Source organism: Mesorhizobium sp. RIZ17 (assembly GCF_051127865.1).
In the GTDB taxonomy this organism is placed as follows: domain Bacteria; phylum Pseudomonadota; class Alphaproteobacteria; order Rhizobiales; family Rhizobiaceae; genus Mesorhizobium; species Mesorhizobium humile.
Genome location: NZ_CP147861.1, coordinates 2,898,778 through 2,923,487, shown reverse-complemented (window position 1 = coordinate 2,923,487; position 24,710 = coordinate 2,898,778). Strand labels below are relative to the sequence as shown.

General features: G+C 64.8%; 20 protein-coding genes. 13 read left to right on the top strand and 7 right to left on the bottom strand.

Features of this window, described 5'->3' with window-relative positions:
* Positions 1-2 precede the first annotated feature (2 nt).
* From WDX12_RS14120 to WDX12_RS14090, 7 genes are all read left to right on the top strand, one after another.
* A complete protein-coding gene (locus WDX12_RS14120; RefSeq protein WP_434725279.1) occupies positions 3-2,366 on the top strand; it encodes an ABC transporter permease in 2,364 nt (787 codons plus the stop codon).
* Positions 2,367-2,371: 5 nt separating this feature from the next.
* On the top strand, positions 2,372-3,601 hold the full coding sequence (locus WDX12_RS14115; RefSeq protein ID WP_320298751.1) for an efflux RND transporter periplasmic adaptor subunit: 1,230 nt from the start codon (positions 2,372-2,374) through the stop codon (positions 3,599-3,601).
* A gap of 212 nt (positions 3,602-3,813) precedes the next feature.
* Positions 3,814-5,847, top strand: a complete 2,034-nt coding sequence (locus WDX12_RS14110) for a YgiQ family radical SAM protein (protein WP_434725278.1) — start codon at positions 3,814-3,816, stop codon at positions 5,845-5,847.
* Positions 5,848-6,095: 248 nt separating this feature from the next.
* A complete protein-coding gene (locus WDX12_RS14105; protein WP_434725629.1) occupies positions 6,096-7,100 on the top strand; it encodes a LacI family DNA-binding transcriptional regulator in 1,005 nt (334 codons plus the stop codon).
* A gap of 72 nt (positions 7,101-7,172) precedes the next feature.
* Positions 7,173-7,964: a 3-methyl-2-oxobutanoate hydroxymethyltransferase gene (locus WDX12_RS14100; protein ID WP_434725277.1), complete on the top strand. Its 792-nt coding sequence runs from the start codon at positions 7,173-7,175 to the stop codon at positions 7,962-7,964.
* Positions 7,965-7,972: 8 nt separating this feature from the next.
* Positions 7,973-8,983, top strand: a complete 1,011-nt coding sequence (locus tag WDX12_RS14095) for a sterol desaturase family protein (protein ID WP_434725276.1) — start codon at positions 7,973-7,975, stop codon at positions 8,981-8,983.
* 90 nt (positions 8,984-9,073) lie between these two features.
* Complete coding sequence (locus tag WDX12_RS14090; RefSeq protein ID WP_320298747.1) at positions 9,074-9,400, top strand: MocE family 2Fe-2S type ferredoxin; 327 nt, start codon at positions 9,074-9,076, stop codon at positions 9,398-9,400.
* Between the two features lie 132 nt (positions 9,401-9,532).
* On the opposite strand, the gene WDX12_RS14085 is transcribed toward WDX12_RS14090, so the two are convergent.
* From WDX12_RS14085 to WDX12_RS14060, 6 genes are all read right to left on the bottom strand, one after another.
* A complete protein-coding gene (locus WDX12_RS14085; RefSeq protein WP_434725275.1) occupies positions 9,533-10,879 on the bottom strand; it encodes an RsmB/NOP family class I SAM-dependent RNA methyltransferase in 1,347 nt (448 codons plus the stop codon).
* 78 nt (positions 10,880-10,957) lie between these two features.
* The gene (locus WDX12_RS14080; protein WP_434725274.1) at positions 10,958-11,590 is read right to left on the bottom strand and encodes a TetR/AcrR family transcriptional regulator; all 633 of its coding nucleotides are present in this window, start codon (positions 11,588-11,590) and stop codon (positions 10,958-10,960) included.
* 82 nt (positions 11,591-11,672) lie between these two features.
* Positions 11,673-12,197 carry a hypothetical protein gene (locus WDX12_RS14075; protein WP_434725273.1) on the bottom strand — a complete coding sequence of 175 codons (525 nt, stop codon included), beginning with the start codon at positions 12,195-12,197 and terminating at the stop codon, positions 11,673-11,675.
* Positions 12,190-15,069, bottom strand: coding sequence for a sarcosine oxidase subunit alpha family protein (locus tag WDX12_RS14070; protein ID WP_434725272.1), 2,880 nt, complete (start codon positions 15,067-15,069; stop codon positions 12,190-12,192). Before WDX12_RS14070 ends, WDX12_RS14075 begins: the two co-directional genes overlap by 8 nt.
* Positions 15,066-15,335, bottom strand: coding sequence for a sarcosine oxidase subunit delta (locus tag WDX12_RS14065; protein ID WP_320298742.1), 270 nt, complete (start codon positions 15,333-15,335; stop codon positions 15,066-15,068). Before WDX12_RS14065 ends, WDX12_RS14070 begins: the two co-directional genes overlap by 4 nt.
* 14 nt (positions 15,336-15,349) lie before the next feature.
* On the bottom strand, positions 15,350-16,603 hold the full coding sequence (locus tag WDX12_RS14060; protein ID WP_434725271.1) for a sarcosine oxidase subunit beta family protein: 1,254 nt from the start codon (positions 16,601-16,603) through the stop codon (positions 15,350-15,352).
* A 224-nt stretch (positions 16,604-16,827) separates the two neighbouring features.
* On the opposite strand from WDX12_RS14060, the gene WDX12_RS14055 reads away from it, so the two are divergent.
* Positions 16,828-17,001 carry a hypothetical protein gene (locus tag WDX12_RS14055; RefSeq protein WP_434725270.1) on the top strand — a complete coding sequence of 58 codons (174 nt, stop codon included), beginning with the start codon at positions 16,828-16,830 and terminating at the stop codon, positions 16,999-17,001.
* Between the two features lie 85 nt (positions 17,002-17,086).
* Here WDX12_RS14055 and tssH read toward each other — a convergent pair whose 3' ends face one another.
* Positions 17,087-19,903, bottom strand: a complete 2,817-nt coding sequence (gene tssH / locus WDX12_RS14050; RefSeq protein WP_434725269.1) for a type VI secretion system ATPase TssH — start codon at positions 19,901-19,903, stop codon at positions 17,087-17,089.
* Between the two features lie 334 nt (positions 19,904-20,237).
* Between tssH and tssA the strand changes: the two genes are divergently transcribed.
* Genes tssA through tssE form a run of 5 tightly spaced genes read left to right on the top strand, consistent with a single transcriptional unit; the run spans position 20,238 to position 24,709 of the window.
* Positions 20,238-21,413, top strand: a complete 1,176-nt coding sequence (gene tssA / locus WDX12_RS14045; RefSeq protein WP_434725268.1) for a type VI secretion system protein TssA — start codon at positions 20,238-20,240, stop codon at positions 21,411-21,413.
* Between the two features lie 6 nt (positions 21,414-21,419).
* Positions 21,420-21,956 carry a type VI secretion system contractile sheath small subunit gene (gene tssB, locus WDX12_RS14040; RefSeq protein ID WP_320298737.1) on the top strand — a complete coding sequence of 179 codons (537 nt, stop codon included), beginning with the start codon at positions 21,420-21,422 and terminating at the stop codon, positions 21,954-21,956.
* A gap of 3 nt (positions 21,957-21,959) precedes the next feature.
* Positions 21,960-23,465, top strand: coding sequence for a type VI secretion system contractile sheath large subunit (gene tssC, locus WDX12_RS14035; RefSeq protein WP_010910844.1), 1,506 nt, complete (start codon positions 21,960-21,962; stop codon positions 23,463-23,465).
* 49 nt (positions 23,466-23,514) lie between these two features.
* On the top strand, positions 23,515-23,970 hold the full coding sequence (locus WDX12_RS14030) for an Hcp family type VI secretion system effector (RefSeq protein ID WP_320298736.1): 456 nt from the start codon (positions 23,515-23,517) through the stop codon (positions 23,968-23,970).
* Positions 23,957-24,709, top strand: coding sequence for a type VI secretion system baseplate subunit TssE (gene tssE, locus WDX12_RS14025; RefSeq protein ID WP_320298735.1), 753 nt, complete (start codon positions 23,957-23,959; stop codon positions 24,707-24,709). The genes WDX12_RS14030 and tssE overlap by 14 nt, the downstream gene beginning before the upstream one ends.
* The last annotated feature ends 1 nt before the right edge of the window (position 24,710 follow it).

Below are 24,710 nucleotides of genomic sequence, written 5' to 3'. Positions count from 1 at the left end.
GCATGCGCGCGCTCGACATAAAGCTCTTGCGTGACCTCGTCCGCCTTTGGGCACAGGCACTCGCTATCGCGCTCGTGGTGGGCGGCGGGGTGGCCACGCTTCTGCTCGCCGTCGGCTCCTACCGTTCTCTCGACGAGACGAGGACCGCCTATTACGAACGCTATCGCTTTGCCGATGTCTTCGCCACGGTGCGGCGGGCGCCAAAGACGCTGGTCGACCGGATCGCCGAAATTCCCGGCGTGGCTGCCGTCGATGCACGCATCGCGCAGTTGGCGCTTCTCGACATACCGGACCAGACCGCACCGGCTACTGGAATGGTCGTTTCGCTGCCCGAGATCGGCGAGCCGGTGCTCAACCGGCTCTACATGCGCGCCGGCCGCACGCCCGACCCGAACCGGGAAGACGAGGTCGTCGTCAACGAGAACTTCGCCGAAGCGCACCGGTTCGCGCTGGGCTCAAGCTTCGCGGCTCTTCTCAATGGCCGCAAGCGCGACCTGACAATCGTCGGCATCGCCCTGTCTCCCGAATATATTTACGCCGTCGGCCCTGGCGACATCATGCCCGACGGCCGCCGCTACGGCGTCATCTGGATGTCCGAACGGGCCCTAGCCAGCGCCTACGATCTGCAAGACGCCTTCTCTTCCGTGTCGCTGAAGCTGCTGCCAGGAACGTCGGAGGGCGAGGCGATGACGCGTCTTGACGACCTGCTGGCTCGCTATGGCGGGCGAGCTGCCTACGGGCGCAAGGACCAGACATCGCACGCCTGGCTCGATCATGAGCTCGATATGCTCAACAACATGAGCCGCACGCTGCCGCCGATCTTCCTGCTGGTCTCGGCGTTCCTCGTGAACCTCACGCTGAGCCGCCTCGTTTCGCTCGAGCGCGAACAGATCGGTCTCCTGAAGGCGCTCGGCTACCGCAACGCCAGCATCGTCCTGCACTACCTGAAGTTCGTGGGCATCATCACCGCGGTCGGCATTGTCATCGGCGGCGTGGTCGGCACGTGGCTCGGCAGCTATGTGACCGGGATATTCGCAGACTTTTTCCGCTTTCCTTTTCTCCTGTTCACCAAGAGTCCCGATCTCTACGTCGCAGCAGCGGGATCGAGCTTGCTTGCGGCGGCAGTCGGCGCGCTGCGAGCCTTGCGCGAAGTCGTCAATCTGGCTCCTGCCGTCGCCATGCAGCCGCCGGCTCCGCCGGTTTTCCATCGAACGCTGCCGTCGAGCCTCAGCCTAGTTGGCCTTGTCTCGCAGCCAACGAGAATGATGCTGCGCAACATCGCGCGCCATCCAATTCGCTCCTCTTTCACCGCGCTCGGCATGTCGCTGGCGACTGCAATCCTGATCGTGTCGCTCTTCACGAGGGGCACGATGGAGCAACTCATCGACGTCACGTACTTTCTTGCGGATCGTCAGGACGCGACCGTGAGCTTTTTTCAGAAGCGTCCTCAGGAAGTAGCCTTCCAGATCGCGAGACTTCCTGGGATCTTGAGCGCAGAACCCTATCGGGAAATCCCAGTCCGCATTCGCAACGGCCATGTCGAGCGCCGCATCATGATCCGCGCTAGGCCGCAGAATGCGGAGCTTAACCGCATCATCGATGCCGACCTGAACCGTGTCGTCCTGCCGGAATCGGGCCTCGCGATCTCGGACAAGCTGGCCAGCATCCTGAAGGTGCGGGTTGGCGACACCGTCGAAGTCGATCTGCTCGACGGCGAGCGCCGGACGGTCTCGCTTCCGATTGCCGCGCTGGTCGAGGACTATCTCGGCATTCGCGGCATGATGGATCAGGAAGCGATCAGCAAGCTTCTGCGCGAAGCGCCGATGGCGAATGGCGTCAGCGTCAGCCTGGACAGAAACCGGCGGGATGAGTTCTACACAGCCGTCAAGGCCTTGCCAGTCGTGAGCAGCCTGGCTCTGCAGATGGCGTCCCTCGCCACTTTCCGTGACGCTGTGGCAATTCTGGTCACGACCATGTCCAGCATCTACACGGGGCTCGCGGCCGTCATTGCGTTCGGCGTGGTTTATAACAACGCCCGCGTTTCCCTGTCTGAGCGAGCCAGGGAGCTGGCAAGCCTGCGAGTCCTCGGCTTCACCTCTGGCGAGGTGCTGCGCATCCTGCTGCTCGAACTCGCGCTGTTGACCCTGGTCGCGCAGCCGCCTGGCTGGGCGATCGGTTACGGTCTGGCCTGGATCATGAAGACGAACCTGGCTGGGGAACTCATGCGGGTGCGCCTGGTGGTCGAGCCCGCAACCTACGTTTTCGCCAGCGCCATCGTCGTTACGGCGGCTCTGCTCTCGGCGCTGATCGTTCGCAGGCGAGTCAATCAACTCGACCTCGTTGCCGTTCTCAAGACGCGGGATTGAAGACCATGCGTAGCAAATCGATGACCAATTGGCTGAAAAGATTAGGCGGCATCGCGGCCTTTGGCCTGATCGCCGCAGCGGCGGTCTGGTTTGCATGGCCGCAGCCGATCCCAGTCGATCTGGCGACGGTGGCCAAGGGCCCAATGGAGGTCGCGGTCGACGATGAGGCCAAGACCCAGGTGCGGCACCTCTATACAGTGTCGGCGCCGGTTGCCGGTAAGGTTCTCAGAATTTCACCGCCGCGTCACGTCGGCGATCAGGTCACCAAGGACGAAACCGTGATGGCGGTGATGCAGCCGACCATCCCCAGCTTTCATGATGTGCGCACGCACGAGGAACTGCTGGCGGCGCTCAGCGCGGCCGAAGCGGCGGTGATCTTCGCGGAAGCGGACGTGAGGCGGCTAGAGGCGGCACTCGCGTATTCGCGTACAGAACTCGATCGGGCGGAAAAGCTCGCCAAGACCGGAGCGATATCGCAAGGGGATCTCGACAAGGCGAAGTTCGAACTCGACACCGACGAGGCAGCCCTGGCGAGCGCGAAGGCGCAGGTCGAAGTCCGACGCAACGAACGGGCGATGGTCCAGGCGCGGCTCGGCCAGCCTGTCGACGACGTTACGCAATCGGATCCGGCCTGCTGCATCCAGCTTCGTGCGCCAGTGAGCGGCCGCATCCTGAGGATCGTTCAGGAGAGTGAGGGCATGGTGCAGCCGGGCGCGCCGCTTGTAGAGATCGGCGACCCGCTCGATCTGCAAGTGGTTGCGGACCTGCTCTCGACCGATGCGGTCCAGATCAAACCCGGTGCCCCTGTCCTGATCGACGGCTGGGGTGGGCCTGCACTTCAAGGCTCGGTGACGCGTGTTGACCCTGCCGGCTTCCTCAAGGTCTCCGCCCTCGGGATCGAGGAGCAGCGTGTCCATACTGAGATCAATATCGTCGACCCTCCCGAAAAATGGGCGCAGCTCGGGCACGACTATCGTGTGATCGTGCATGTGACGAGCTGGCGGGACGACAATGTCGTCACCGTTCCGGTGGCGGCCCTGTTTCGAAAGGGTGATGACTGGGCCGTGTATCTCCTCGAGAACGGACGAGCGCGCACGACCGTGGTCAAGATCGGTCACCGGAACAACAGGGTGGCCGAGGTCGAGTCGGGCCTGTCGGAAGGCGACCGGGTTGTCCTGCACCCGAGCGACCGTGTGGGCGACGGCGTAGCCTTACGTGAGCGGAACGCGGAATAGACCACGGCTCTTTCGCCCCTAGTCTAGCCTGCGATCGATCGCGCCGCCCATGGCGGTTCCAACGCCCTGCGAAGCCCCCCGTGATCTGCAGGCGCTATTTGCACAATTTGGATTCCGCCTCCGGTACCATACTTTCAAGCTGCCCAACTCTTTCCGCGGCCCAAATCGAGCTTAATTGAATTCGCTTTGGCGGCGGCCTATACGTCGAGGCCATGGAAACCATAGCCAGCGCCCAAAAACAAATCATTCCGCTGTCCGGCAGCAAGCCTCGTGCCGGACGGGCAGCGCCGTTCCTGCCGATGAGCCGCGCCGAGATGACGGCGCTCGGCTGGGACGAATGCGACATCGTGCTCGTCACGGGCGACGCCTATGTGGATCATCCGAGCTTCGGCATGGCGATCATCGGCCGTCTGCTCGAATCCCAGGGTTTTCGCGTCGGCATCATCTCGCAGCCCGACTGGCAGTCGGCGGAGCCGTTCAAGGCGCTGGGCAGGCCCAGACTGTTCTTCGGCATCACCGGGGGCAATCTCGATTCCATGGTCAACCGCTATACGTCGGACCGCAAGCTGCGCCATGACGACGCCTATACGGCGGGCGGTGAAGGCGGCAAGCGGCCGGACCGCTGCACGATCGTCTATACGCAGCGCTGCCGCGAGGCCTACAAGGACGTGCCGATCGTGCTGGGCGGCATCGAAGCCTCGCTGCGCCGCATCGCCCACTACGACTACTGGTCCGACAAGGTTCGCCGCTCGATCCTGGCCGATGCCAAGGCCGACCTCTTGATCTACGGCAATGCCGAGCGCGCCGTCGTCGAGGTGGCGAACCGGCTTGCGGCCGGCGATACGCCACGCCAACTCGATTCGATCAGGGGCGTCGCCCTGTTCCGCCGCGTGCCCGAGCACTTCACGGAGCTCCATGCCGACGATCTCGATTCCGCCGACGAGGGCGCGAGCCGCAAGCCCGGCGACACCGTGATCCGGCTGCCATCCTTCGAACAGGTCGAGGACGATCGCGACGCCTATGCCCGCGCTTCGCGCGTGCTGCACCGCGAGGCCAACCCCGGCAATGCCCGCCCGCTGGTCCAGCGCCACGGCGACCGCGACCTGTGGCTCAATCCGCCGCCCATCCCGCTGACCTCCGACGAGATGGACACCGTCTACGACCTGCCCTACGCGCGCGCGCCGCATCCGTCCTATGGCGATGCCAAGATCCCTGCCTGGGACATGATCAAGTTCTCGGTGACGGTGATGCGCGGCTGCTTCGGCGGCTGCACCTTCTGCTCGATCACCGAGCACGAAGGCCGCATCATCCAGAACCGCTCCGAGGGCTCGATCCTGCGCGAGATCGAGAAGATCCGCGACAAGACGCCGGGCTTCACCGGCGTGATCTCCGATATCGGCGGACCGACCGCCAACATGTACCGGATGGCCTGCAAGGACCCCAAGATCGAGGCGGCCTGCCGCCTGCCGTCCTGCGTGTTTCCCGACATCTGCCCCAACCTCAACACCTCGCATGACGACCTGATCCGGCTCTACCGCAAGGTCCGCGAGGTCAAGGGCGTCAAGAAGGTGATGGTCGCCTCCGGCGTGCGTTACGACCTGGCGGTCAAGAGCCCCGAATATGTCAAGGAACTGGTGACCCACCACGTCGGCGGCTACCTCAAGATCGCGCCCGAGCACACCGAGCGCGGGCCGCTCGACAAGATGATGAAGCCCGGCATCGGCACCTACGACCGCTTCAAGGAGATGTTCGACGCAGCCGCCAAGGAAGCCGGCAAGAAATACTATCTCATTCCGTATTTCATCGCCGCCCATCCCGGCACGACCGACCAGGACATGCTGCAGCTGGCGCTCTGGCTGAAGAAGAACCGCTACCGCGCCGACCAGGTGCAGACCTTCCTGCCTTCGCCCATGGCCACGGCGACGGCGATGTACCATACCGGCGTCAACACGCTGAAGGGCGTGCGGCGCGGCGCGACCGACAAGGTCGAGACCGTACGCGGCGGGCGGCAGCGCCGGCTGCACAAGGCATTCCTGCGCTACCACGACCCCGACAATTGGCCGCTGCTGCGCGATGCCCTGAAGGAGATGGGCCGCGCTGACCTGATCGGTCCCCGCCCCGACCAGCTCGTGCCCGCCCACCAGCCGCCCGGAACCGGCAAGGCCGCCGCCACCAAGCGCCCCGTGCGCCCGATCGGCAGAGGGCAGCGGTTCACCACCAAGGGCGTGCCGTTTCCAAAGAAGTGAGCCGCTAGGGGCCGGTGATCTCCCTGCAACGCTCCGTCAGCATAGCTCTCCTGCTGGTGGCGATCCGAGCCACAAGCAGATCCGATTTCGCAGGCAGCTAGGCGGCCGTTACCGCCCCCGAAAGCCGACGTTTTGGCCGACTATGCCGGGGGTCGCACACGCGCATTCGATGCCGAAGGGAGGCACATGTCTTGGAAAAAGCATGTGCAGCCGGCTAGGCTCCGGCGTACGGACAGCGGAGGATCAAGATTCCTAAGCCCACCTTCCTTGAGATTGCGCGGCGGGCCGGTGTTGGCACGGCCACGGTCGAGCGTGTCCTGAACGACAGGGGCGGAGTGCGGCCGCAGACCGTCGAGAAGGTGGTCGCGGCGGCGCGTTCGCTCGATTACCCGCGCCGACTGCCGGAGGCGCATCGCGGCGTCATTCGCATCGAGGTGATACTGGTCAGGCCGGACGCGACCTTCTTCGCCCGTCTTTCCGATGCCTTCGAGCGCATCGCCGCGACGCTCGACCGCTCGATCGCCGTGCACCGTACCTTTCTCGACGAGGCGAAGCCGGCGGCGATCGCCAAACGCATCCTGGAACCCGATCTGCGCCGAGCGGCGCTCATTCTCGCCGTGCCCGACCATCCGCTGGTCAGCGACGCCTTGCGGAAACTCGAGGCGGAGAACATTCCGACGGTGCAGATCGTCACCCAGATCTCCCGTACCAAGAGCACCTATGTCGGCATTGACAATTACGCCGCTGGCCGCATGGCGGGGCTACTCATGGCCAAGATGCAGCGGCGGCCGGGCAAGGTGATCGCGATCTGCCATAGTCAGATCTACCGCGTGCACCGCGACCGCGTGCGCGGCTTCTTCGATTACCTGATCGAGGAAGGCAGGGAATTCGAGCCGGTCGCGGCCCTTTTCGGCTTCGACGACGGCAACCGTAATGCCGAGCAGTTGCACGAGGCGTTGAAACGCTGGCCCGACCTTGCCGGCCTCTACAATGCCGGCGGCGCCAACACCGCTCTGAACAAGGTGTTGCGCAAGCACGGCAGAGGCCGCGATATCTTCTTCGTCGGCCATGAACTCACCGAGCGCAGCACCAAGGCCTTGCGCGAGGGGACGATGGATGTCGTGCTCGACCAGGCGCCAGACGCGCAGGCGCGCCGCGCCATTGACCTGGTGCTCGCCGCGCTCAACCTGCATGACTTGCCCGTCGGAAACCCGCCGATCCGCTTCATCACCTTTACGGCCGAAAACGTTTGATCTGATTTGATCAAGGAACAAGCGGCGCCAGCGAGCACGCGGTGCTATCCCTTGCGAAACGGGAGGATGACAGTGGCAAGGTGGCTGACGACATACGACCTGCAGAGCGCCAAAGGCAGCCGTAAATGGCTGCAGCTCCATGTCGACACGCCGGCCGAGGCCGCTGCCGCAGCGGCATGCGATATCGTCATCCTCTCCTGCGAGCCCGATCACAATCTGGAAGCCATCCGCCAGGCGGCACCTTACGCGTTCCTCTCCGTCGGCATGCCGCATGGCGCGGTCGCCTCGCCTGAGGAGGCCGTGCGGTTGGGCTTCGCTATGATGAAGCGCGGCGCCGATGCGGTCTATTCATCACACTCGCCGCGCTTTATCGAGGCAATGGCGGCGGAAGGCATTCCCGTCACCGGCCACGTCGGCCTGGTGCCTAACCGCGCCACCTGGACGAATTTCCGCGCCATCGGCCGCACCGCCGAGGAAGCGCTCAACGTACTGCGCGCGGCGAAGGACCTCGAGAATGCGGGCGCCGCCTGCATCGAGGTCGAGGTCGTACCGGTGCGACTCGCGGATCACATCACGCGCTCGACCCCGCTGATCACCATGGGCATGGGTTGCGGCAGCGCCTGCGACACGCAATACCTGTTCTCCTGCGATGTGCTGGGTACCCACACCGGCCACTATCCGCGCCACGCAAAGCGCTATGCCGACTTCGTCACGCTGGAGGACGAGCTGCAGGAAAAGCGCATCAGCGCCTTCCGCGCCTTTGGCCGCGACGTCGCCGAAGGCAGCTATCCCGAAGCGAAGCACCAGGTGGACATGGACGATGCCGCCTATGACCGCTTCCTCACCCTCTCTCAGTCCTTGTGAGGCTCATCATGGATGACCTGCAATTCGGCACGCGCAACAAAAGGGGCGACTGGGCTCCGAACGAACCGGCCGGCACCGCGCCGCTGTTCGTCTTCCCGCTCCGTCCGCTGGCGGTGCTGAAATGGCTGCCGAGCTATTTCCTGCCCTATAATCTGCTTTTCGCCCTTTCGGTGGTGGCATGGTGGCGCTTCGTGCTGCCCGACGTCGAGGTGATGAAGACGCTCTCCGCCGGCTGGATCCTGCGCCTGTTCATCGTCAACTGCGTGGCGCTGCTCGTCTTCTTCGGCGCCTTCGAGCTTCGACTCTACATTTTGAAAGCCCAGGGCAACCGCTTCAAATACAACGGCAAATGGCCCTCGGAGCAGAAGAACAAGGCCTTCTTCTTCGAGAACCAGAACATCGACAACATGCTGCGCACCTTCGGCACCGGCATGCCGATCTGGACCGCGATCGAGGTGGCGATCCTCTACGCCTACGCCAATGGCTATGTGCCGTGGCTGACCTTCGCAGGGCATCCGGTCTACCTGTTCTGCCTGGCGCTGGTGGTGCCGATCATCCACGAGACGCATTTCTTCCTGCTGCACCGCGCTATCCATTGGGGACCGCTTTACAGTTGGGTGCATTCGGTGCACCACAATTCAGTCAACCCGTCGCCCTGGTCGTCGCTGTCGATGCATCCGGTGGAGCAGCTCGGCTATCTCGGCGTCGCCTTCTGGCACCTGGTCATCCCATCGAACCCCCTCCTGGCGCTTTACCAGCTCCATTATGCCGGCTTCGGCGCCATTCCCGGCCATGTCGGCTTCGACAAGATCGAGCTTGCGGAAGACACGTCGGTCGATAGCCACGCCTATATCCACTACCTCCACCACAAGCATTTCGAGGTGAATTACGGCGACGGCCTCATCCCGTTCGACCGCTGGTTCGGCACCTTCCATGACGGCAGCAAGGAAGCCGCCGCGCGCATGGACGCCCGCTACGAGAAGAAGAAGGCACGCGCCAATGCGGCGGCCATCAAATGACATTTGCACGCACAGCCGCGTGCGGGGCCTCCGGGCGGCTATGAAGGCTACGCGGAGGTGCGCCGCGATCGAATTTTACGGATGGGAAAAATGACCGATTGGATCAGGGCTTGCGGCCTCAATGACATCGAACAGGAGGGAGCCCGACGTTTCGACCATAAAGGCCGGACCTACGCCGTCTTCCGCTCGCCCAACGACGAGGTGTTCTGCACTGACGGCCTGTGCACGCATGAGGCCGTCCATATCGCCGATGGGCTGGTCATGGACTACGAGGTCGAATGCCCGAAACATGCTGGCGCCTTCGACTACCGCACCGGCGCGGCCACGCGCCTACCGCCATGCATAAATCTGCGAACCTATCCTGCAAAGGTGGAAGGCGGCTCTGTCCTGGTTGCGATGCCGGTGGCAGCTGTCTGAAGACTTCGCGGACCGATCGACTTGCGCCTGACTGCCTTGGGTCTGTTCGCTGGTAAGCAAGCGGCGTGCCTCATCGTCTCTGGCTATTTAAACCTCAAGCTGCCGGCCCGCTATTGGCCCCATTCGGGTGGGTCATTCAGGAAATGGATCGCGAATGGCTGTGGGCGGCCCGCCTGGGCGTGGACCTTCTCGCTGCATGACGGCGGCGAAGAAGCCGTCGGTGCCGTTGCGCGCGGGCGTCAGCGACAGGTAGTCGGAATGGGCTGAATTCGTCAGTTGCGGCGCGGCCTCGTTGAGCGGCACGGCGCGAAAAGCGGGATGCGCCGCCAGGAAAGCGGCCACCTGCTCCTCATTCTCCTCCGACAACATCGAGCATGTCGCGTAGACCAGCCGTCCGCCAGGCTTCACCAGACGCGCCGCGCTGGCCAGGATCCGGGCTTGCAGCGACACGAGATTGTCCAGGCCCTGCTCCTCCGGCGCGCGCCAGCGTGCGTCGGGATTGCGTCGCCACGTGCCGGTGCCGCTGCATGGCGCATCGACCAGCACGCGATCGAAACCACCCTTGTGGCGCTTGACCCAGCGGTCGGTCTCGCTGGCCAGGAGCCGGGTCTCGATATTGTGCAGTCCTGCCCGGCGAAAGCGCTCGGCGCCTCGCTTCAAGCGGCCGTCCATCACATCGCAGGCGACAATATGGCCCTTGTTGTTCATCTGCGCGGCGATGGCCAGCGTCTTGCCGCCGGCTCCGGCGCAGAAATCGACCACGCGGTCGCCCGGCCGGGCGTCGACCAGCATGGCGACGATCTGCGAGCCCTCATCCTGAATCTCGACCTCGCCGCTTTTCAGCATCGGCAGGCCGGCCAGCGAGGGGCGTTCATCCACGCGAATGCCGTAAGGAGCCATGGCTGACGGCTGCGCCCGCAAGCCGAGATCCTTCAACGCGCGAAGCATGGCCTCGCGCGTCGACTTGATCGGATTGACGCGCAGGTCGAGCGGCGCCGGCGTCAGAAGTGCTGCCATCTCGTTGCCGAACGCTTCCTTGAAACGGCGCCGCAACGGATCGACCGCCCAGGACGGACATTCGAGGCGCACCTCTTCCGGCATGCCGGGATGGTCGATCGTGGATCCCTGCAATTTGACCAGCAGCGCGTGCTCGTGATCCGTCAGCATGGCGGGCGCGAATTTCGCGCCATTGAACAAGCGTTCGATCTGATCGGGCGTCTTGCCTTCCTTCAGCGTCAACCATGCGAGCAGCCGGTTGCGGGGCACATCCTCGCGCCCGTGCCTGACCAGCCACCAGCCAAGCCGCGCATGATGCCGCAGAAGCGCATAGAGCAGATCCAGAATCTGACCACGGTCCTTGTCGCCGATATAGCGTCGGGCGCGAAACCAGGCCGAGACGACAGCATCCGCGGGGCGCGGAACACTATCGACTTCATGCACAAGTTCGATTGTGGCTTGCAGACGGATGGCAGGGGTCACGGAACGACGATCAGGCTGAAAACGCCTATATAGTCGACAGGGCTGCTCCTGACCATTGATCGCGGATGGCGGGAGTGCTCAGCCAGGACGCCTCGGCAGCATCTTTTTGGCGAAGGCCTCCACCTCTCCTTCGCGAGGCGCTTCGCCGGTGTGCGTGAGCAAATAGGCCGGCGTCAGGAAGAGACGGTTGCTTACCGGCTCGACGATCTCTAGCGAGTAATAGCCGATCTGCGTGAAGTAGAGCACGCGCGCCCGCACGAATGCTTCCGTGGCCTCATAGCCATGGCGTGAAAACATCGCCCGGATGGCTTCGACGCGCGCGTCGTCCTCCTCGGTCACGACCCGGTGCACGTCGGCGGACTGGCGCGACCAGGCGCGCACGGCGAAGTCCAGCCGCGGATTGAAGAGCGATTCGTCGAGCCAGCACTCAAAGATATTGAGCACGGCCTGCGTGATCGACGCGGCCGGCCGGCCGGCCTGCTCGACGATGAAACGGGTGTTGTTGTTGCGCCAATAGTCCAGCAGTTGGTCGAGCAGATCCTGGCGGCTCTTGAAGTACCAGTAGAAACTGGATCGCGAGACGTTCAGCTTCTGCCCGAGCGCAAGCACGCGCACCGCCTCGACGCCCTCGGAGATCAGCGTCTCCAGCGCGAGGTTCATCCAGTCCTCGCGCGTCACCTTGGTGTTGCCGATCAGACCGGACCGCCGCACGACTTCATCAGCACTGGAATCGGAGAGCATAGCGGACCGGCCAAGATTGAACGCCGGCTAGATAGACCCGAAACCATTCCCGCTACAATACTTGCGCTTGTTCGAGCCATTCCCAGAGATACGGAGCCAGGCCCCGGTCGACATGGAGACGCGCCCGATCGGGGTTGCCGAACCGGTAGAAGAGAACGCCGACGCCGGCAAAAAGGATCGACGCCGAGCGGCTTGCCGCTCCTGGATCGAGCGCCGTGCCCCTGGCGATCAGGCGGTCCAGGTCCGGCCCCTCGATCTCGAACACATGCAGTCCGGCATCCATGACCGTCACCGCGAAACCGGCCTCGTGCCAGCCGGCCGCGATGGGGAACGGCTGTTCGCCGACCGCAAGAAGGCGGTCGCGCGCGACCCGCGCCATGTATGTGTCGCCGCCGGCAATTGCGCCAGCGCCGACGCCCTCGCCGGCAAGCCCCGAAGCCTCCGACCAGGCCGCGAGGTCGCCGCTGACCAGAAGCTGGTTCAGGCCGCCGAGCGTTCGCACGCCGACACTGCCTTTGCTGAGCGTCGCGGTGGCCCAGTCGGGCGCCGCCGGCCACTTCTCGGCAAGGTTACGCATGCAGGCGGCTCCCTTCCGAATCGAAGGCGCAAGGCGCGACGATCGTTGCCTGCCGCACGACGCCCAGATGTTGAACGTCGATCGTTTCGCCATGCCGCGCCGCGCCGCGTTCGATGAGCGCCAGGGCGACAGGCCGTCCCAGGGTCGGGCTCCGATAGCTGGAGGTGACGAAGCCGATGCTTCTGAGCCGGCCATCGCGCTTCTCCACGCCATGCGCGCCGGTCGCCAGCGGCGCCTCGCCTTCGCGGACAGCCAGGCCGACGAGTTGATTGCGGTCCGTGCTGTTGCCCGCTTCGGTGAAAAGCGAGCGGCGGCCGACGAACTCGCTGGCGCGTTTGGTCCGCGGTCCGGCGACGCCCAGATCGTGCGGCATGGTGGTTCCGTCGGTGTCCTTGCCGATGACGATGTATCCCTTCTCGGCGCGCAGGATCATCAGCGATTCAAGCCCGAGCAGCACGGCATCGAAGGCGCGGCCCTCCTGCTGCATCCTTGCCCACAACGCCTCGGCCCGATCGGCGCGGATGGAGATTTCATAGCTGCGGTCGCCGGTGAAGGAGACCCTGGCGATGCGCACCTCGTTGCCGGCAAAGCGGCCAGCGGCGACCCCCATATGCGGCAGGCTGGCATCGTCAAGTGTTGCACCCAGATCGAGCGCTTCCACGACCTGGCGCGCATTCGGACCCGAAACGGTCAAGGTGGCGTATTGCGCGGTGGCGTTGTGGATATAGACCGCATCGCGGCCGAAGCGGTCCTGCCGCCATTCTTCGAGGCGCGCATGGACCGCGGCAACATGCGATGACGAGCAGGAGACGATGAAGCGGTGCTCGTCCAGGCGGACCAGCACGCCGTCATCGAAGACGACGCCGTTTTCCGACAGCATGAAGCCGTAGCGGCAATGGCCCGGCTTCAGGGTCGACATGGTGTTGTAATAGATGAAGTCGACAAATTCGGCCGCGCGCGGGCCAACCACCTCGATCTTGCCCAGCGTCGAGCCGTCGAAGAGCGCGACCGACTGCCGGGCCCGCCGCGCCTCCTCCTGGATCGAGGCGCCGGCTTCGCCGCCGCCATAATAGGCGGGCCTCAGCCAACCGCCATATTCCTGGAACACCCCGCCGGCGGCGCGGTGGTTTGCTTCCAGCGGCAGGCGGCGGACCGGATTGTGCATGCTGCCCCGGCGCGAACCGACCAGGCTGGCAAACGGGACAGGCGTGAATGGCGGCCGGTAGGTCGTGGTGCCGACCTCCGCGATGCCGCGCCCGGTGATATCCGCCAGCAGCGCCAGGCCGTTCAGGTTCGAAGTCTTGCCCTGGTCGGTCGCCATGCCGAGCGTGGTGTAGCGCTTCAGGTGCTCGACCGAGACGAAGTTCTCCCGCGCCGCAAGCTCGACATCCTTGGCGGTAACGTCGCTCTGGTAGTCGATCCAGACGCGGCCCTTGGCCTTGGGTTTCGGCCACAGGCCGACGACGCCCAGCGTGGCTTCCGCTCCCGTGCCGCGAGGCGCCGGCAACGACGAACCGAAGTCACCAAGGGCTCCCGCGCCGCTGGCCAAGGCTTCGGAAAGCGAGACCGCGCCGGCCACGGCGCCAGCGACGCCAATCCCTTCGATGGCTTCGCCGGGGATGAAAGCCGCCAGTTGGTCGTTCCAGGCGAGCTTGCCCTTCGCCTGCGAGAACAGATGCACGGTGGGTGTCCAGCCGCCCGAGACGAGAACGCAATCGGCAGCAAGCGTCGTACCGTCGTCCAGCAGGACACCCTGGACGGCGTTGCGCCCGCGCGCCACCGCCACCATGCGCCCCGCCAGAACGCGAACGCCGGTTCCCGCTTGCGCGCCGCCCTCGCGCCGGCAATCGACCACCGTCACGGAAGCGCCGGCCGCGGCCAACGCCGAGGCAGGCTCATAGGCGCTGTCGTTGTTGGTCGCGACCACGATTTCGCGACCGACAAGCACGCCATGCCGGCGCAAATAGCTGAGCGCCGCATCGGCGGATAGGATTCCCGGCAGGTCGTTGTTGGCAAACGGAACAGGCCGTTCGATCGCGCCTGTCGCCAGCACGATGCGACGAGGCCGCACGCGCCACAGCGTGTCCGGCCGACCGTCGGAGTGCCGCTGGTTGAGCGCGACCAGATTGTGGTCGTAAAGGCCGAACGCGGTCGTATCACTCAGCACCAGCTGGCCACCGCTCTTCAGCCTGGCAACCACCGTCTCGACCCACGCCTTGCCCTCGATGCCATCGACTTCGCCGGCGCGGTGGCGCAGCGATCCGCCTGGATGCGTCCTGTCGTCGACCAGGACGACCGAGTGTCCGGCCGCCGCCGCGCTGGCTGCCGCGGCAAGGCCGGCGGGCCCGGCGCCAACCACCAGCACGTCGCAATGATGGTTGACCTGATCGGAGACCTGGCGCGGCTTCCATTCGCTATCGACGATGCCGAGCCCGGCCATGGCGCGGATGCGCGGCTCGAACAGGTGCCAGTCCGGCCACATGAAGGTCTTGTAGTAGAAGGCGGCGGGTAGGAAGCGGGCGAAGCGATCCAGAACGGCGTTGCGGTCGGTCTCGGCCGTCGGCGAAGCGTTGACGCTCCTGACCTTGATGCCGTCGACGGCTTGCACGGTCGTCGCGCGCGCATTCGGCACGCGGCCGACCACGCTCTCGACATCGACCAGCGCGTTGGGCTCCTCGACGCCGGAGCCCCAGATGCCGCGCGGCCGATGGTATTTGAAGCTGCGGCCGACCACGGCCTGGCCGCTCGCCAGAAAGGCCGACGCGATCGTGTCGCCTGCAAAACCCTCGACGCGCCTGCCGTCGAAGGTGAAGCTCAGCGGACGAGCGCGGTCGATGTCGCTGCCGCCGGTGGTGAGACGCGAAGCACTCATGCGCCGTGCTCCGCTTCGCCGAGCACGGAAGAGCCCGACACCTTGTGGTTGACGCTGTCGCGGCTCATCGCGAAGAACTCGCCGCAGGTCAGATGCACCCAGATCTCGCGGGTCGGCCCCTTCGGATTGTCGCGCATGTGGAGATAGCCGGCCCAGCGCTCGGCGGTCACATCGCGGCCGTCGGGCCTCAGATTGCCGGCCTCGCCGCCATAGTGAAACTCGCTTTCTTCGCGCGGCCCGCAGAACGGGCAGGGAAAGAGCTGCATCTTCTTCTAGACCTTCAATGGGCAATGCCGGAGCCGGCGGCCTCGTCGACCAGGCGGCCGCGGGCGAAGCGGTCGAGATCGAAGGGCCGGCTGATGTCGTGATGCCTGCCGGTGGCAAGCAGATGGGCAAGCAGGGTGCCGCCGGCGGGTATCGCCTTGAACCCACCCGTGCCCCAGCCGCAGTTGAGGAAAAGCCCGGGCAGCGGCGACTCGCCGATGATGGGCGAGGAATCCGGGACCACGTCGACGATGCCGGCCCATTGCCGCATCATCTTCAACTGGCCGAAGACCGGGAACATGTCGAGCATGCCGGCGATCACGCTTTCCAGCACCGGCAGATTGCCGCGCTGGCCGTATGACGGGATGCGGTCGAGCGCGCCGCCGATCACCAGTTCGCCCTTGTCCGACTGGCTGACATAGACGCCCGTGTCCGGCGAGATCACCACCGTATCGATGATCGGCTTGACCGGTTCGGACACGCAGGCCTGCAGCGCGTAGGAATTGACCGGCAGCCGGAATCCCGCCTTCGCCGCCAGCACCGACGAATGGCCGGCGACCGCTATGCCCGTGCGCTCGGCCCGGATCGCGCCGCGCGAGGTGACGACGCCGCGGCAGCGCCCGTCTTCGATGATGAAGTCGGTGATCTCGCAATTCTGGATGATGTCGACGCCGAGACGACTCGCGGCGCGCGCATAACCCCAGGCGACGGCGTCGTGACGAGCGGTGCCGCCGCTCGGCTGCCAGGTGCCGCCATAGACGGGGAAGCGTGTGTCCGGGCTGAAATTGTAGATCGGCACGACGCGACGCACGTCCTCGATCGAGAACAGCTCGCAATCGATGCCGTTGACCTGGATGGCGTTGACCGACCGTGCGGCGGTTTCCATTGCCGCTTCGCTGTGCGCGAGGGTGAGGATGCCGCGCGCGGAAAACATCACATTGTAGTTCAGGTCCGTCGAAAGCGTCTTGTAGAGGCTGTGGGCCAGCCCGTAGATCGCCGCGCTTTCAGGATAGAAGTAATTGGAGCGCACCACGGTGGTGTTGCGGCCGGTGTTGCCACCGCCGATCCAGCCCTTCTCCAGGAGCGCGACGTTGGTGACGCCATGATTCTTCGCAAGGTAATAGGCGGTGGCGAGACCATGGCCGCCGCCGCCGATGATGATGGCGTCGTAGCGCGGCTTCGGCTCCGGCGAGCGCCAGGCCTTGTCCCAACCGGTCTGGCCGGCGAGGCCTTCCTTGAAGAGCGAAAGCGCCGAATAATGCCTCGTCATACGGCCGGACCTTCGTCGCAGGTCGGAAGCTTTGCCCCGCCGCAAGGGCTTGGCCGCCATGTCTTCAGCTCGTGCTCGTACAACCGAAACGCCCCTTGAAATAACTGCCTTGCCGTTGGTCGCCGAACACTCCCAAGCAGCGCCAAGTGCACATTTAACGCGAATGTACACCTGTGTCCATTCAAAGCGTATGACGCGCTCCGGCGCGTTTCACAGATTTTGGGGTGTTTGGTCCGACAAGCGCCGGCACACTCATTGGAGCCACACCCTTCGACGAGATCATGATCGAGCAATGGCGCGCCGCCTTCGACGGCCCGTTCATGAGCGCGATGGATATCGTGAGGGCGGTGCTGCCTTCAATGCGCGAGAAGAAATGGAGCCGCGTGTGCTGTTCGTGACCTCCATCGCCGCGAAGGAGCCGATCAACCGCTTCGCGCTCTCCAACTCGCTGCGCGCCGGCATCCACCTCCCTACCGTGGAGGTCTATTCGAACGAGTAGGTGAATCCTTCCGGCGACGCGCCCACTGTGACTTTCGCCATCTTCTTGCCTTCGAGCGAGCGGTTGAGCACGCCGCGGCTCAATTCCGGCAGCAGCGTGTTGGTGAGGATGGCGTCGATCATGCGGCCGCCGGATTCGATCTCGGTGCAGCGCGCCTTGACCAGGTCCATCACGCCGTCGCCGATCACCAGCTCGGCGTCGTTGGTGGCCTTGAGCCGCTTGGCGATCTTGCCGAACTGGTGGCGGGCGATCGCCTCGATCATCGCGTCCGACAGCGGATAGTAGGGAATGGTCACGACGCGGCCGAGGAAGGCGGCCGGGAAGACTTTCAGCAGCGGGGCGCGCAGCGCAGTGTCGAGATCGTCGATGCCGGTGCGGACCGTGCCGTTCTTCGTGCGGTCCATGATGACGTCGGAACCGACATTCGAGGTGAGCAGGATCAGCGTGTTCTTGAAGTCGATCCGGCGGCCCTCGCTGTCGTCCATCATGCCCTTGTCGAAGACCTGGAAGAAGATCTCGTGCACGTCCGGATGCGCCTTTTCGACCTCGTCGAGCAGGATCACCGAATAGGGTTTCCTGCGCACCGCCTCGGTCAGGATGCCGCCCTTGCCGTAGCCGACATAACCGGGCGGCGCGCCCTTGAGCGTCGAGACGGTGTGTGCTTCCTGGAACTCCGACATGTTGATCGAGATGAGATTCTGCTCGCCGCCGTAAAGCGTCTCGGCGAGCGCCAAAGCGGTTTCGGTCTTGCCGACGCCGGATGGGCCGCACAGCAGGAACACGCCGACCGGCTTTTCCGGCGCGCCGAGGCCGGCGCGGCTGGTCTGCACGCGCCTGGCGATCATCTCCATCGCGTGGTCCTGGCCGACCACGCGCTCGGACAGGGTCGCTGCAAGCCTGAGCGCTTTTTCGGTCTGACTGGAGAGCATCCGGCCCGTCGGGATGCCGGTCCAATCCTGCACCACGGCGGCGACCGCATTGCGGTCGACCGACGGCAGGATGAGCGGTGTCTCGCCTTGCGCGGCGGCCAGCTCGGCCATCAGCTCGCGCAGCCGTGCGAGGTCGGCGGCGGCTTCATCCGCCGGCTCGGCGGGAGCCGTTTCGGCCTTCGCGGCCTTGGCCGCCTTGGCTTTCGAGGCCTTGGTCTTCTTGGCCTCGGCAGCCTTGCCGTCGCCAGTCTTGTTCTCGGGCGCCTTTGCCGCGCCCTCCGTGCTGTCACTCTCGGCGGCGGCCTCTTCAGCAGGCGCCTCATCGAGCGGCACGCCCTCGCCGCGCAATTTTGCACGCAGGTCGAGTATCTCGGTGACCAAAGCCTTTTCCCGGTCCCACCGCGCCTGGGCGGCGGCCAGACTGGTCTCGGTTTCCGCCAGCCCGGCATCGACGCGGGCCTGCCGATCGGCGACGTCGATGCCGATCGCCGCCTCGCGGCCGATGATGCCGCTCTCGACCTCGAGCGCCTGGCGGCGGCGCAGGATATCCTCGACCTCGGCCGGCGTCGCGTGCTGCGAGACTGCGACGCGGGCGCAGGCGGTGTCGAGCAGGCTGACCGCCTTGTCCGGCAGCTGCCTGGCCGGGATGTAGCGGTGCGAGAGCGAAACCGCTGCTTCGATCGCCTCGTCCAGGATCTGCACCTTGTGGTGCTGCTCCAGCACGCCGGCGACGCCGCGCAGCATCAGCACGGCCACCGCTTCCGAGGGCTCGTCGATCTTGACCACCTGGAAGCGACGGGTGAGCGCCGGGTCCTTCTCGATGTGCTGCTTGTATTCGGCCCAGGTGGTGGCGGCGATGGTGCGCAACTCGCCGCGCGCCAGCGCCGGTTTGAGCAGATTGGCGGCATCGCCGGTTCCGGCCGCGCCGCCGGCGCCGATCAACGTATGCGCTTCGTCGATGAACAGGATGATCGGCACCTCGGAGGCCTGGACCTCGTCGATGACGGCCTTCAGCCGCTTCTCGAACTCGCCCTTGACGCTGGCGCCCGCCTGCATCAACCCGACATCGAGCATGCGCACGCTGACGTTCTGCAATGTCGGCGGCACGTCACCCTGGGCGATGCGTAGCGCAAATCCCTCGACCGCCGCCGTCTTGCCGACACCCGCCTCGCCGGTGAGGATCGGGTTGTTTTGCCGGCGTCGCATCAGGATATCGACGATCTGCCTGATCTCCGGATCGCGGCCGACCACGGGATCGATCTTGCCGTCGCGGGCGCGCTGGGTGAGGTCGGTGGCGTATTTCGCAAGCGCCGAATCCCCGCCCGGACCGCGCTTCATCGGCGTCTCGGCGGCTGCCGTGGCAGGAGGTGAGCCGGCTTCGAGCGAGCCTTCGGCGACATCGGCGAAGCGGGAAATGACGCCGTCCGCGTCGATCTTGTCGAACTCGGCACTGATCTTCGAGACCAGCCCTTCCAGCACCGGCGTCTTGAGGCAGGCAAGCAGGATATGGGCACTGCGCACCTCTTCGACGCCGAACTCCAGCGTCGCCAGGTTCCAGCCTTCCTGAATGGCGTGGAAGATGTGGTCGGAGAATTCCTCCACCGAGGTGGCGCCGTAGGGCAGCTTGTCGATGGCACGGGTCATGTCCGCCGTCAGCCGGCTGACATCCAGCCCGGCATCGGCGACGATCATCTGCACATCCGAGCGCTCGGACAGCACCAGTTGCTGGATGAAATGGACAAGCTCGACATAGGGATTGCCGCGCAGCTTGGCCGTGTCGGCCGCGGCCTTGAAGGCGCGCACCCCCGTGGCGTTGAGCTTGGCGACCAGTTCCTTACGCTTGAAGCTCTGCGATGACCGGCGCTGTTCCATTGAACCTGCTCCCGCAACCTGCCGACCCGTACCCTGCCATATAAGCGGCTGCTTGACAAAGCCGAGCGAGGATAGAGTGTTTTGAATCCATCCAGGCGGCACCGCCCGGTTACACAAGCCTTGCAAACTCGCTGCAACAAACACCGGATTGCCGTCCCGGCTATGCGAGCCATTTCACATACCGGGTCCGGTAATCGCGCAATGGGTTTGGCCCGAAGAGAACGGTCGCGTTTAGCTTCCGTTAGTTTTTGCGCAGGTGCTCAATTGTCGTTGCGTGAGGCCGGTGATAACGTAACGTCACATAGGGTCTCAGGGCCGCTGGCTGGGGGTTGGTGTGATTGATCTCGCACTCTGGCTGAATCCTCTGAACGGTGAGAATCCGTCGGGAGAGGACTTGCGCAACGACCCGGCTTTTCATGAGCTGGAGCGCCTGACCGAACCTCAGCTAAAAGTTGTCCACGACGGCAATGGCAAGCCCACATCGCAATCCAGTCCGGTCGACTGGGCGGCGGTGCTCGAAGAGGCCGAAGAGCTGCGCTCCCGTGGCCGGGACCTGCGCCTGCTGGTCATCGTCACGCGGGCCTTGGCCAGCGAGGACGGGCTGGCCGGCCTCGCCCAGGGCCTGACGCTCATCGCCGGAACCTTCGACCAGCATTGGGACACGATGCATCCGGCCTTGCGGGCGAACGCGTCGCCGCGCGAGGCCGCCCTGCGCCGCATCAATGCGCTGCTCGATCTCCAGAACGCCCAGAACGGCCTGCTGACCAGCCTGCGCGGAACCATTTTCTTTTCGCCGCGCCAGGTCGGGCCGATCAGCGGACGCGATCTGGAACAGGGCGCGCTCGACGAGCGCGTCATGCTGCAGGAAGCGGCATCGGGGCTCAACGCCGCCGAGAAGGCGGCATTGGCAAGCGCGCACAACCAGCTGCTGAACCGGGTGCGCGCCGGATGCGCGGCCCAGATCGATCAAGCCGGCGAGGCGATGACGTCGCTTTTGGCCGATGCGCGTGCCGCGATCGCCGCCCTCGACGCGGTGGACGCCGCGCTCAACGCCCGTATCGAAGGCCATGGCGCCACCGTCCCGGAATTGAAGAAGTTCCTGCAGCGTTTGCTGACGACGCTGGAGCGGAATTCCGGTGCCGGCGCCGCGGCGAACGGTGCCGCGAAGCCCGCTCCGCAGGCAGCGGCGGAACCAGCAATGCCCGCCCGCAACGGTCATGGAGCCGAGACGATGGCAAGTGTGGCAAGTCCCGTGGAAGCGAGCGCAGGCCTGCCGGACCGGATCAGCTCGCGCGACGAAGTCGTCAAATGCCTCGACCTCGTCGTCGCCTTCTACGACCGCACCGAACCCTCCAGCCCCATCCCGCATCTCGCCCGGCGCGTGCGCCGGATGGTGCACATGGATTTCGTGGAACTGATGGAAGATCTCGCCCCGTCGGGGCTGAAGGAGTTCCGGCAGCTTGCCGGTGTCCCCGATCCCAAGAAGCCGGCCCAGAAGGATGAAAGGTAGAAAAGCATGCCAGCAGAGAGCAAAGCGAAGGTCATCGAAAGAAACCGCGCGCCGCGCGTGCAGATCGCCTACGACGTCGAAACCTACGGCAGCCCGACGACGATCGAACTGCCGTTCGTGATGGCCGTGATGGCCGATCTTTCGGGCGCCTCGCAAACCAAGGAAGCGTCGAAGTCGGTGCTCGACCGCAACTTCGTCGAAACCGACGCCAACCGCTTCCCGAAGTTCATGGAGGCGATGGGGCCGCGCGTGAAGGCCAGGGTGAAGAACACCCTGCCGCAGGCCGAGGGCCAGGAACGGGACGAAGAGCTCGCCGTCGACCTCACCTTCTCCAAGATGGGCGACTTCGCGCCGGACAAGGTCGCCGAGCAGGTGCCGCAACTGGCCGAGATCCTGAAGATGCGCCGTCAGCTCGAGGAGTTGCTGGGCTTCATGGACGGCCGCGTCGACGCCGAAAAGCGCATCGCGCAGCTTCTGAACAACGAGCCGCTGCTGAGCAAGATCGCCAGCCAGGCGATGGATGACGGCAAGGGCGAGGAGTAAGTCATGGCCGAACAGCAAAAGACCGCAGCCGCCACCGCCGAGGCGGAAGCCATCGATCTCGGCGAATTCAGCGGCCTCCTTGAAAAGGATTTCAAGGTCAAGAAGGACGACAGCGAGAAGCTGCAGCAACTGGTGCGCAACCTGGCCTTGGCCGCGCAGTCGCGCTCCGAGACCACGACCATCTCGTCCAACGCGATCAAGTCGATCAAGTCGCTGATCGCCGGCATCGACAAGATGCTGACGACGCAGGTTAACGAGATCCTGCATGCGCCGGAAGTGCGTGAGATGGAAGGCACGTGGCGCGGCCTCTGGTACCTGATCAACAACACCGAGACGGACACCAAGCTGAAGATCCGGGTGATGAACATCTCCAAGGAGCAGCTGGCCGACACGCTGGAAGACTATGAAGGCCAGATGTGGGACCAGAGCCCGATCTTCAAGAAGGTCTACACAGACGAGTATTCGATGCTGGGCGGCGAGCCGATCGGCTGCATCATCGGCGCCTACGAGTTCTCGAACCACCCACGCGACGTCGGCCTACTGCGCAACATTTCCGGCGTCTGCGCCTCGGCGCACACGCCGTTCATCGCCGCCGCCTCGCCGCGGCTGTTCCGCATGGACAGCTGGCAGGAACTGCCCAATCCGCAGGACCTGCAGATGATCGTGAACAACCCGGCCTATGCGTCGTGGCAGTCGCTGCGCGAAAGCGAGGACGCCCGCTATATCGGCCTCACCATGCCGCGGGTGCTGGCGCGCCTGCCCTACGGCTCCGAGACCGTTCCGGTGAAGGGCTTCACCTTCGAGGAAGAGGTGGGCGGCGACCACAACAAATATGTCTGGATGAATGCCGCCTTCCCGATGGGCGTGAACATCAACCGCAGCCACAAGCTGTATGGCTGGGGCACGCAGATCCGCGGCGTCGAGAATGGCGGCACGGTGCTCAACCTGCCGGTGCACGCCTTCCCGACCGACGACGGCTCGATCGCGATGAAATGCCCGACCGAGGTCGCCATCGACGACCGGCGCGAGGCGGAACTGGCCAAGCTCGGCCTGATGCCGATCCTGCACCGCAAGAACACCGACCTTGCGGCCTTCATCGGCGCTCACTCGCTGCAGGACGACGAGACGCGCGCCGGGCGCCTGGTCGATCCGGACGCGCAGTCGAACGAGCGGCTGTCCGCCAACCTGCCCTACCTCTTCCCCGTCTCGCGCTTCGCGCACTACCTCAAGGCGATCGCGCGCGACAAGATCGGCTCGTTCAAGGAACGCACCGACATGGAGATCTGGTTGACCGAATGGATCAACCGGTACGTGCTGGCCAATCCAGCCTTTGCCGATGACAAGGCGCGCGCCAAGCGCCCGCTTGCCGCGGCCGAGGTCCAGGTCGACAGCGTCGAAGGGCGGCCAGGTTACTACAATGCCCGTTTCTATCTGCGTCCGCACTACCAGCTGGAAGGCATCAACGCCTCGCTCCGGCTGGTGTCGGAACTGCCGTCGGTGAAGGGCTGAAATTGCAGAAACGTCATCTTGTTTCATTTGAAAGCGGTGGAGAAAGACAATGGCAGTGAAGATCGATGGTTTTTTGAAAGTTCCGGATATCAAGGGGCCCAGCAAGCGCGACGGCCACGAGGACGAGATCGAGGTATACGGCGTCGACTACAAGATGATCGCGCCTTACGATCCCAATTCGCTGTCGCGCCGGGGGCGCGTGTCGATGGGGATGATCAAGTTCACCAAGCACTACGACAAGTCGTCGCCCTATCTGAAGAAGGCCCTGTTTGAGAACAAGGCGCTCGACGAGGTGAAGTTTTCGGCGCGCCGCACCATTGACGGCGAGACCAGCGACTATCTGGTGGTGACGCTCACCGACGCTTCGGTCATGGAATACGACATGCGGCAGGCCCCCGACGAGGCGGACCTGATCGAGGAAGAAGTCAGCTTCGCCTACAAGAAGATCAAGTTCGTCTACAACAAGGACGACGAGATCGAAATGGACGTCTATGTCGGCAAGTGAGGCCAAGCGGCCTGGCGCGAAGGCGCAGCTTGCCGGCAGTTCCCGGGCAAAGCGCGAGGCGGTCCAGCCCTCCCTCTGGGACCGCCTCGTCAACGACTTGCCCGGGCTGACGTCGGAGATCGACGGGCTGCGCCGCCTGCTGGAGGACGAACTCGGCGCCGAACGCGTCGAGGTTCTTCTCGCCGCCAGCGCGCGCGCCATCGATGCCGACGCGGAATTGACGGCCGAGCAGAAGCGACGCCTGCATCGGCTGGTCTTCCAGATCGAGCATCGCACCGAGATCGAAAGCCGGGGCGTGGTGGTTTCGGCACGCGTGCTTCGCGAAGCCGTCCGGCGCGACATCGAGGCATTGTTCAACACCGAGCGTTTTGAATCCGTTCCAATGCTTTCCGACGCCGAGCACGAACAGCCTCTGGACGAATTGCCGCCGCTCGCCGACTTTCCGGAAGTGCGCCGCAGTGTCGTCAATTATGGCGTGCCGTCGTTCTCCGGCCGCTCATCGCGGGATTTCGACCGCGACGCGCTGGCACGCGAGATCCGCGCAGTGCTCGCCACCTTCGAGCCGCGGCTCAAGGAAAGCGCCACGACGGTCAACGTCACGCTCGGCGACAAGACTGTCGGCCTCAAGATCGAGATCGACGCCGTGTTGATCATGACGCCGACGCCCGAACGCATGCGGCTGCGCACCACGATCAATCTCGACAACGGGCTGGCGCGAACCGAATTCCGGGAGACCTGAG